Source organism: Chamaesiphon sp. OTE_20_metabat_361, from assembly GCF_031364565.1.
In genome coordinates this window covers 1-10,917 of record NZ_JANLWO010000375.1, presented here as the reverse complement: position 1 = coordinate 10,917, position 10,917 = coordinate 1, and the positions used below count along the sequence as shown (strand labels likewise).

General features: G+C 48.4%; 7 protein-coding genes. 5 read left to right on the top strand and 2 right to left on the bottom strand.

Features of this window, described 5'->3' with window-relative positions:
- Positions 1-1,883: carbamoyl-phosphate synthase large subunit (gene carB / locus RMO35_RS11010; RefSeq protein ID WP_309741156.1), on the bottom strand; the 1,883-nt coding region annotated here is incomplete at its 3' end.
- Between the two features lie 532 nt (positions 1,884-2,415).
- Here carB and RMO35_RS11005 point away from each other — a divergent pair.
- Positions 2,416-2,973 (top strand): hypothetical protein, encoded by a 558-nt coding sequence (locus tag RMO35_RS11005; protein ID WP_309741154.1) that lies wholly within the window; start codon positions 2,416-2,418, stop codon positions 2,971-2,973.
- A 37-nt stretch (positions 2,974-3,010) separates the two neighbouring features.
- On the opposite strand, the gene RMO35_RS11000 is transcribed toward RMO35_RS11005, so the two are convergent.
- Positions 3,011-5,350, bottom strand: coding sequence for an ATP-binding protein (locus RMO35_RS11000; protein ID WP_309741153.1), 2,340 nt, complete (start codon positions 5,348-5,350; stop codon positions 3,011-3,013).
- Between the two features lie 484 nt (positions 5,351-5,834).
- On the opposite strand from RMO35_RS11000, the gene RMO35_RS10995 reads away from it, so the two are divergent.
- The 4 genes from RMO35_RS10995 to RMO35_RS10980 all read left to right on the top strand — a co-directional run bounded on the left by RMO35_RS10995 (position 5,835) and on the right by RMO35_RS10980 (position 10,712).
- Complete coding sequence (locus RMO35_RS10995) at positions 5,835-7,172, top strand: histidine phosphatase family protein (protein ID WP_396135649.1); 1,338 nt, start codon at positions 5,835-5,837, stop codon at positions 7,170-7,172.
- Positions 7,173-7,382: 210 nt separating this feature from the next.
- Complete coding sequence (locus tag RMO35_RS10990) at positions 7,383-8,639, top strand: dihydroorotase (RefSeq protein WP_309741149.1); 1,257 nt, start codon at positions 7,383-7,385, stop codon at positions 8,637-8,639.
- Positions 8,640-8,804: 165 nt separating this feature from the next.
- Complete coding sequence (locus tag RMO35_RS10985; protein ID WP_309741148.1) at positions 8,805-9,461, top strand: hypothetical protein; 657 nt, start codon at positions 8,805-8,807, stop codon at positions 9,459-9,461.
- A 477-nt stretch (positions 9,462-9,938) separates the two neighbouring features.
- A complete protein-coding gene (locus RMO35_RS10980) occupies positions 9,939-10,712 on the top strand; it encodes a HEAT repeat domain-containing protein (protein ID WP_309741146.1) in 774 nt (257 codons plus the stop codon).
- Positions 10,713-10,917: the final 205 nt, after the last annotated feature.

The window sequence follows — 10,917 nt, the reverse complement described above, 5'->3', positions numbered from 1 at the left end:
GGGGTTTGACCGCCGAATTGGATGATAATCCCTTCGGGCTGCTCGGCTTCGATGATATTGAGGACATCTTCTTTGGTGAGTGGCTCGAAGTACAGCCGATCGCTGGTGTCGTAATCGGTGGAAACTGTTTCGGGATTGGAGTTGACCATAATTGTCTCGAATCCCTGCTTGCTGAGCGCATAGGCGGCGTGACAGCAGCAGTAGTCAAATTCGATTCCTTGGCCGATCCGATTGGGGCCACCGCCGAGGATCATTACTTTGCGGCGATTCGATGGGATAACTTCGGTTTCTTCCTCATAAGTAGAGTAGTAATAAGGTGTCTCGGCTTCAAATTCGGCAGCACAGGTATCGACTAATTTATAAGCGGGAATTACGCCTAGAGATTTGCGATAGGTGCGGACGATATCTTCGGTAGTTTTAGTTGCATAAGCAATCTGGCGATCGCTAAATCCTGCGCGTTTGACATCCCAAAGTTGGTCTCTAGTTAGGGATGTCAGTTGTTGAGTTTTGAGGAAGAATTCGGTGGTGAGGATTTCTTTGAGCTTGTCGAGAAACCACGGATCGACGCCAGTCAGATCGTAGATATCTTCAATTGACAATTTGAGCTGCATCGCATGGCGGATGCTAAAGATCCGATCGGGTGTCGGCGTCCGCAGCATCGAGCGGACTTGCTCGATCGAGGGTAAGGTTTCATCGCGATCGCAGCCCCAGCCATAGCGACCGATTTCGAGCGATCGTAGCGCCTTTTGAAATGACTCTTTAAATGTCCGTCCGATCGCCATTGCTTCGCCGACGGACTTCATTTGGGTAGTCAGTGTTTGGGAAGAACCCGCAAATTTTTCAAAGGCAAAGCGGGGGATTTTAGTAACTACATAATCGATCGTCGGCTCGAAGGAAGCTGGCGTTTTTTTAGTAATATCATTAGGGATTTCATCGAGGGTATAACCGATCGCTAATTTCGCCGCAAATTTAGCAATTGGGAATCCAGTTGCTTTGGAGGCTAATGCCGAACTTCGGCTGACGCGCGGATTCATTTCGATAACGATAAATTCGCCCGTGTCGGGATGTACGGCAAACTGAATATTCGATCCCCCCGTCTCGACGCCAATTTCCCGAATGATTTTAATCGAAGCATCCCGCAACCGCTGATACTCTTTATCAGTCAAGGTTTGCGCTGGGGCGACGGTAATCGAATCGCCAGTGTGAATCCCCATCGGATCGATATTCTCGATCGAGCAAATAATTACCACATTATCTGCTAGATCCCGCATCACTTCTAACTCGTACTCTTTCCAGCCCAGGAGGGATTTCTCGACCAAAATCTGATCTACAGGCGAAGCATCGAGTCCGGTTTGAACGATCGCTTCAAATTCTTCTTGATTGTAAGCGATGCCACCTCCGGCTCCTCCCAGGGTAAAGGCGGGCCGAATAATCAGCGGGTACGTCCCAATCTGTTTACTCACTTCGCGGGCTTCTACGGGGTTAGTAGCGATGCCTGACGGACAAACTGGCACCCCGATCCGCGCCATTGCTTCTTTAAATAACAACCGATCCTCCGCCATTTCGATCGCGGCTAATTTCGCACCGATTAGTTCGACGCCATATTTTTCGAGGACGCCGCTTTTAGCCAGACTGACGGCAATATTTAGGGCTGTCTGTCCCCCCATCGTCGGGAGCAGCGCGTCGGGACGTTCTTTAATAATGACTTTTTCGACCAACTCTGGCGTCAGCGGCTCGATGTAGGTGCGATCTGCCGTCTCCGGATCGGTCATAATCGTCGCTGGGTTGGAGTTGACTAAAATCACCTCAAACCCTTCCTCTCGAAGTGCTTTACAAGCCTGAGTACCAGAGTAGTCAAATTCACACCCTTGTCCGATCGCGATCGGCCCAGAACCTTAGAGTAAGATTTTGTGTATGTCAGTCCGGCGAGGCATATTTATTTAGGGGGTAGATGGGAGATGGGAGATGGGAGATGGGAGATGGGAGGGGTAAGAGGTAAGAGGTAAGAGGTAAGAGGTACGGGGTGAAAATTATGAATTCCGAATCTATCTTAAGGGGTTTAGGGTGCTTGGTGAGAATTTTTTTGAGTCTAGACCGCCTGCGAAAGTAAAAACAAAATCTTTTCTATTATTGTTTTATCTGTAGTTTTCCCTAAAGCCTATAGCCCAAAGCCTAACTTTCGCAGGAAGTCTTTTGAGCGAAGGTGTCACGATCGGCTATAAATCGGGAACACTATAGCATGAGACGGTAATTTTGTAACGGCAGCAACAGATCGGTGGCTGCGTACTCAGTCGCTCGCACTTAAATTCAGGTTTGGCATTGCATCTCCCACGGACTCTTCAATTCTCGCTGTTGGTGGTAATCACCGTTTATTTACATCAAATTTCGGCACTTTCTAGATATTCGTACTAACTTATGACCACTCTCAATCCAGCATCAGATTTACAACAGGAGCAGCTTTGTCAACGACTCGTCCAATCTGTCAACCAGACGCTGACGACGCATCAACAACAGTTGCAACTCGAACGGGAACAGATTAAATGTTTGACTCAACTCCTCAGCTCGTGCGAGAACTTCAGTGTGGACGAACATTGTCTCAGTGCTGTCAAGCGATTGACAGAACTGCTCGATCGCCATCAAAAAGCTGCCGATCGGGTTTATGATGTCCTCACTACCCTGACGCAAGCCAAGGACGCTCAAGCTTTGACGCTCGATAGTCGTGGCGAACTGGCAACCTCGATGAAGCTCCAATTGGGCGAGCTGGCAAAACGATTGGGCATCGCGCGACTCTCAAAACTCTCATCGGCAACTCATCATCAGACCCAATGGTCGAAATTGATGGCAGCGCATCGCGACCCTGATGGTTATCAATGGCAGTTTCCTGGTTTCAAGCGGGGTTTTTTCCATCAGACACACTTACAAGTTGTTGGGACTAAGACTGTCAATCTTGTCACAGGTTCATCTTTAAACTAGTAACGATCGCTACAACTGCTGAGGCTACTGACGATATTTAATCACTCAGTAGCTTAGTAATTTTGCGCAGCAATTGTTCGGGATTTATGGGCTTCCAAAGATAATCATCGACATATTGCTTGCTAATCGGACTGATAATATCGTCTTTAGTGGCGAGTGCTAAGATCTCGACCTCGCCAATGGTACTCGATTTGCGGATATTGCCGATCGATCGATCGACCGTTTGGGCATCCAAAGCCAAGTCGATAATCAGCAGATCTGGCTCGAACATCGCTATTTGTCTGAATGAGGATTCGGCGGATAATAGCCACGTCACCTGATATCTGGCAGCGGTAAGAATATCACACAGGAAGTTAGCGATCTCTTCATCTTGTTCGAGCAAGACAATCCGGTTGGGAACTGGATTGAGTTCGGGATCTTGAAAAACTAATGTTTGCCCCATCGCCTGCCAGTCATTGCGATCTGATACTTGCAATGGCTGAGTCGCTAACCGGACTGTAAAAGTCGAACCAGAACCGACAATCGAATCAACTTCGATCGATCCACCGTGTAGTTCGACTAATTGTTGGGTAATTGCCAATCCCAATCCCATCCCCCCGAAATCGCGATCGAAGTTATGGTTGAGCTGATGAAATTTTTTAAATAATCGCGGAATTTGCTCGGATTCGATCCCGATGCCACTATCTTCGACTTCTAGGACTGCATAGCCATCTTCACTCCAAGCGCGGACGAGCACGGTGCCATGCGCTGGTGTGAATTTAATCGCATTAGTTAAAATATTTAATAATATCTGGCGCACGCGTTGGGGATCGCCGCAGAAGCGGAGATCGCGACCGTCATCTTGAGTTAACTCGCTGCCATCTTTGATGATTTGTACCTCAAGGTTTATCTTCCGAATCTCGGCTTTAGGCTTGACAACTTCTACGATTTGCTCGATCGATTTCGCTAGGGAAAATTCACTGACTTTCAGAAAAGTCTTACCAAATTCTAGTTTGTAAAAATCTAAAATATCATCGATTAATTCCGACAAATGTTCGCCACTATTGTTGATAATCTGGATGTAGTGCTGTTGGCGTTCGGTCAAATTGAGTAAAGGCAATCTCAGCAAAGTAGCTGATAAACCTAAAATACTTGTTAGTGGCGTTCTTAATTCATGACTTAGTAGAGCCAAAAATTCTGTTTTCGATTGATTTGCTGTTTGCGCGACAATCACAGCATCGCGGAGATCTTGAGTGCGTTCGCTCACTCTTTGTTCGAGATCTTGAGTATGCCAAAGGCTATCATTGTACAACTCAGTACGATCGATCGCCAGCGCTAAATGTTCGGCAACCTGTTGCAGAAATTGAGTCTCGCGCGGTTGCCAGTGACGTGACGAGTGGCATTGATGTGCGATCGCCAAACCCCATAGTTCCGACTTGACAACGATCGGCACTACCAGCTTAGACTTGATTTGCGATCGCGCCATCAATTCTAACATACATTCATTTTTGGCGTACTCCAGATCGACGCGATCGATCGCTCTACTCATCCCCTCTCGATATCGCTGCCACAGTTGTGGATCGTCAAAACAATCTTGGTGTTCGGTAATATTTAAAACCGAGTCAAGCTCCGCTGCACCTAACGACTCATAAGCAACTCTTCCAGTACCAGTATAAGTAGTAAAGTCGCGTCGGTAGGGTCGAGCGACTCTACCGACGCCCAGCCCTTCAGCCCCGAAATCAAATTGATAGATAATCAATCGATCTGCTCGTAGAAACGTCTGTACTCGCTCCACTGTTGCTTGCAAAATGACCGATAAATCTAATGTTTGATAGATTTGCGTAATAATATTATTGAGTAAATTTGCCTGTTCTACTTGCGCTTGCAGATGAAGTTCGCGTTCGCTGCACATACTAACCGTCGGCGAATTACTTTTAACAATCGCATTCAATAATAATTGCGTAAAACAACTTTGCAGCTCGCAATTGTTAGTAAAATTAGGATCGGCAATTAACCCAACTGTTGAAGGCAAGTAGTCTAATAGTGGCTGAATAAATTCATCGATCGATGTCGGTTCAAAGCTGATTTCGATCGCGATTTGCTGCGAATTGTCTCGCTCTATGAGTGTCCCAGTTAATAATGCTTGAAAGCTGTCTGACTGGAGCAAGGAAAATTGCGGTGAATTTTGAAGCGATATCACTGCAAGAGTATCGCTGTCACTAATAGCCGACTCTGGGTGACATTGCAGTTGGGCATTCGTTACCAATCGGACTTCACCGCCGCAAGTAGAGCTGCTGCGATCGCAAATTATCTTTGCCATTTGTTGCCACAGATCGCGCACGATCTCAAACGTATTCAGGGGGTAATCACCCCGGATGGTAGAGGTCAAGTTAGACATTGGCGAAGCTGACGATCCAGATGGAAATTAATGTAAGTAGTAATTGACGATCGAACGTGAAGAAATTGTTAAGATACGAGCTAAAAATTCGCCGAATGTAAAATAGTTACCTTTCCGGTAACTCCTGTTGCTGCAAAGGCTTGTCATGGCAACAGCAATTTATTTTTTATCGGCCATATCTACTAGCTACTAGTCTAGCCCGATCTAGATTATTTTTAAGCAATCCTTAATTTTCATTACTGGAATGGGGGAGGAGGGAGGGGGAAAGGGGAAAGGGGGGATGGGGGGATGGGGGGATGGGGTGAAACTATTCAATTACCTCTTACCTCTTACCTTTTACCTCTTACCTCTTACCTTTTACCTCTTACCCATTCCATCTCCCATCTACCCTCCCTCCCCTCTACCCATCTACCCCTCCCCTCTACCCTCTATCCCCTAACCCCTGATAAGATGAATCAGCTAGTGGAGGAGAAGACCTGTGGGAATGCGAGTTATTATTTTACGGCACGGACAGAGTAGTTATAATAGTCAGGGGCGCATCCAAGGGCGGAGCGATTTATCCGTGCTGACCGATCGGGGTTTAGCGGATGCTAAGCTCACAGGTGAGGCATTTCAGGGTTTAAAATTTGACAAGGTTTACAGTAGTCCGCTCCAAAGAGCGCAACAGACAGCACGGACGGTATTAGCGCAATTGGGGCAGCAAGAGCAATTACAGGTAGACGATCGCTTATTAGAAATCGATCTGCCCTTGTGGGAAACCATGTTCAATCAGGAAGTTCGCGAAAAATACGCAGCCGCATATCGCACCTGGAAAGAACATCCTCACGAATTAAAAATGTCATTACCGCAGGCGGATGGCACCGAGCGAGACTTTTTTCCAGTTCTAGATTTGTACGCGCAAGCGACAGCATTTTGGCAAGAAATCTTGCCGCAGCATCAGGGGCAAACAATCTCGATCGTCGCGCACAATGGCATCAACCGCGCGTTGATTAGCACGGCACTAGGGATACCAGCTCAGCTTTACCACAGCATTCAGCAGTCAAATTGCGGCGTTACAGTGCTAAATTTTAGTGGCGGTTGGGGCGAAAATGTCCAGCTAGAATCGCTCAATCAAACCAGTCATCTCGGTCAACAACTTCCCACACACCGTCCGCCAGATCGAGGGCCGCGCTTGTTGCTGATCCGGCATGGTGAAACTGACTGGAATCGCGCGGGTAAATTTCAAGGGCAAATCGATGTGCCGCTCAACGATAACGGACGCAATCAAGCCAGTCTAGCCGCTGAATTTTTAAAAACCACTCAAATCGACTTCGGATTTACCAGTCCGATGTCCCGTCCCAAAGAGACAGCCCAAATTATCCTGCAAGAGCATCCGTCACTCACATTACACGAGGATGCCGATCTGCGCGAGATCGGACACGGACTCTGGGAAGGCAAGTTTGAAGCCGAGATCGACGCTGCATATCCCGGCGAGTTAGAGCGGTGGCATACTCATCCCGAGTCCGTCCAAATGCCTGAAGGTGAAAATCTCCAAGGTGTCTGGACACGGGCGACTGCGGCATGGCAACGGGTATTGCAACAGGTGGGCGATACCCCCCAAACGGGAATCGTCGTCGCTCACGATGCGACTAATAAGGTATTGTTGTGTTCTCTGCTGGGACTAGGTTTAGCAGATATCTGGAAGATCAAGCAAGGTAACGGTGCGGTGACGGTTATCGACTATCCAGATGGCATTGCAGGTCAGCCAGTTATTCAAGCTTTGAATATTACTAGTCATCTGTCGGGTGGTATCCTCGATAAAACCGCCGCTGGCGCACTTTAGTAGCCTTTAGATTTTCAACTCACATGAGTTGTTTGTACTGCGGCGGAGATTTTTACCCCATTCCCCCTTATCAAGGGGGCTTTTGCCCCCTCCCCTTTATAAGGGGAGGGCTGGGGTGGGGTAAAGATCTCAGCCGCAGTCGATCCAACTTTTGAATAGACCTTAGCTTCAGAAGGGGAGAGGGCAAATCTTGCTTCAAAATCAGAAAAGATGAACCAATTATTCCAACAGGTAAGAATATTAGACCCGATCGAGCGTCGCGATCGAGTGGTGGATATATTAGTTATCGATGGCGTCATTCAGGAAGTCTCAGACAATACCCAACTGCCAACCGGTCTAGAGACTATTCCCGGACAACAGCTCATCCTCGCGCCCGGTTTGGTCGATTTGTACAGCCATAGCGGTACCCCCGGACATGAGGAGCGCGAAACTCTGACATCGCTCCTCAAAGCTGCCCGTGCAGGCGGGTTTGTCTCAGTAAATATTTTACCCGATACCCTCCCAGCACTCGATCGAGCTAGTAGTATCATCAGTCTCGATCGTGAGTACCACCAACTTGCCGCCCAGATCCCCAACTGTCCTCAACTCGGCTATTGGGGCGCACTGACTCTCGGTGTCGAAGGTGCTGCCATGACCGAACTCGCCGAACTTGCTACTACTAATATTACAGGCTGGGCGGATGGACGGGCGATCGCCAATCCCGCCCTGATTCGGCGACTACTCGAATATCTGCAACCATTCGATCTCCCGATCGGATTATATGCGCTCGATCGCCAATTACGCGGTCAGGGACTCGCCAGAGCTGGAGCTGCCGCACTCAAATATGGTCTACCCGTCGATCCGGTCAGTAGTGAAACAGCCGCCCTCGCTGCCATTATCGAAATTGTCGCCGATATCGCTACCCCCGTCCATCTGATGCGAATTTCCACCCGTCGGGGTGTCGAACTAATTACCGCCGCCAAACAACGGGGCATACCAATTACGGCCAGTACCACCTGGCTGCACCTAATTGCCAATACTCGCGACTTAGCCACCTATGACCCCAATTTCAAGCTGACGCCGCCGCTAGGCACCGCAGACGACCAAATTGCCCTGATTGAGGGGATTAAAACAGGAGTCTTAGATGCGATCGCCATCGACCATCATGCCTATACCTATGAGGAAAAAACAGTCGCCTTTGGGGAAGCTCCCGCTGGCGCGATCGGACTAGAATTGGCACTACCATTACTGTGGCAACAGCTAGTCGTCACGGGTAAATTAGCCGCGATCGAGCTGTGGGCGGCACTGAGCAGCAAGCCAGCTCAGTGTCTGCACCAGTCTCCCCCGACTCAACTTATCTTATTCGACCCCTACGAGTCATGGTTAGTCACCCCCACTAGTCTCAACTCTTTGGGTCGTAATACCCCATGGCTGGGTCGAGAAATTATTGGTCGAGTAAACGATCTCAATAATTCTCAATTAATTTAAATAGCTAAATGTATAGCTCGAAATCTGTGAGGAGGGGTAGCAGTAGTGATTTCCATCCAAATAGCTCATAGTTGAATCGTTGGCGAAGCCTACCGGAGGTAATCGCCAAATGATAGACTGATGCCATCACATCCAATTTTTAGTGTGGTTTGAAGTGTGGAGTCTATGATGTTTAAGCAATCCGTTTCAGCAGTTTTACTAACCCTATCTTTAGGTAGTTTAGTTAGTTGCGGTAGCAAAGTGGCCGAAAAGCCAGTCGATACCGTCAGAACAGCCACTAATGGCGCAATGACCGCGACTGGTAATAAGCCAAATGGTGCGCTAGCTGTCGTCCCGGCTGGGGTGACGATCGATACCGATTTGCAACAAGAATTATCGAGCGGTAAAAATCGCGATAATGAAAAATTTACCATCAAAGTTAAGAATAATTCTGTTAGTAAATACCCGGCTTTAAAAGATGCCACGATTGAAGGGCATTTAGAAAAAGTTAATAAAGCTGCTAAAGGGAAGAAAGCACAGATGAATTTAGCTTTCGACAGTCTCAAGCTCAAAAATGGCGATCTCCTCCCGATCGATGCGACATTAGTAAATACTAGAGTTGAAACCAAAACCAAAGGTCAATTTCTCAAAAATGCAGGCATTATTTTAGGTGGGACGATCGCGGGTAACTTTATCGGCGATAAAACCAAATTCAAGCATGGTAAATTAGCTGGTGCTGCCGCCGCTACCGCATTTGTGCTATCGAGTCCCGGCGGTGAAGTCGTCCTCAAAAAAGGTACGGATCTCCAACTCAAACTTAAGTCTAATCTAGACCCAAACTAATCTTGAGTAAGTAGACAGGTGTAAGTATTTATTAGTAAGAGTAAGTAAGTAGGGTGGGCACTGCCCACCATCAGGGTTTCAGATGATTCTAGTAGTTAAAATAATTGTGCCGACCTGCTTAAATGTAAGTATTTATTAGATAGATATTGCCTGAAACCTAGATGGTGGGCAGTGCCCACCCTACTTCGGTGCTTGCTTCGGTGCGTTACGCTTCGCGATAACACACCCTACAGTATTCTCTTACCTATTACCTATTACCTATTACCTCTTACCTCTTACCTCTTCCCCCTTCTCCCTCGCCCCTTACCCATCCAAGTACAAGCCAGCGCGATCTGGCTGCATTGACTTTGCTATAATGCCATCAGCGTTAGATTTTCACTCGGTCTGGAAGACTTTCAGCCAGCAACGATCGCGAAGCCGATCGAGTGTGGGCTTGAGGCTAGATATTGGGGATGGGCATAGGCTAGAGTAGTTATTATGGTTTACGAAGCAGATTTGAATTTCCAAGAGGATGAAACGGAGATAGATAGTCCGCTTGAGATTCTGGATACGCTGGCGGTGCTAGATGCCACCCCAGAGCCACCGAAGCCAGATCCAGAGGAAATGTTACCTTTACTCACTCATGCCGTTACCGCCCAGCGGATGATGGCAGCACGGGCGTTCTGCGAAATTCAAGATTCCCGCGCCATTCCCCATTTAATCGTCTTACTCGCCGATCCGTGCCCGTTGGTGAGAGTTGCGGCTACCTATGCGCTAGGACGCAACCCCAGCACCGATGCCGTCGAACCCTTGATTTTGCAACTCGATCGAGATTGGAATGGTTATGTCCGCAAAGGCATCGTCTGGGCATTGGGCAATTGTCGCGATCTTCGCGCTCTCAAGCCGCTATTACGCTCCCTCAAGATCGATATATCTGCTGTCCGCCTCTGGGCGGCTAGTGCCCTCGGACAAGCTGCCGATCTCAGTTATGAGGCTGTTATCGCTACCGTACCGCCGATCATTGAAGCTTTAATTAACGACCCCTTGGCAGCGGTGCGCAGTAATTGTGCGTGGTCGCTGGGAAGACTGTGCCGGGAATTGCCCTCGAATGTGGTGTATGCTACGGCTGTCGATGCACTGATCCAAGTCTTGGAAGAAGATGCCGATCTGGGTGTCAGAGATGATGCCAAATCGGCGCTACTCAAACTCGGCGACCCGCGCGGCGTTCAAGCGATCGAAAATCTCGAATCCGAATCCGAATTACCGCTGTAAGTAGCTGGATATAATTAAAGTGAAATTGACGAAATCGCCCTCACCCCGCCTTCGCCTCCGGCTCTGGCTCCCCTCTGTCTTGTCTTGCTGCAAGGTTGCGCTGTCTTGACCCAAACACATGGGTCGGGAACCTCCGCGTGATTTGGGTCGCTAAACCCTCGGGGAACCCTACGTATGGCGCATCCGCTGTCTTGAAAAGGTGCTT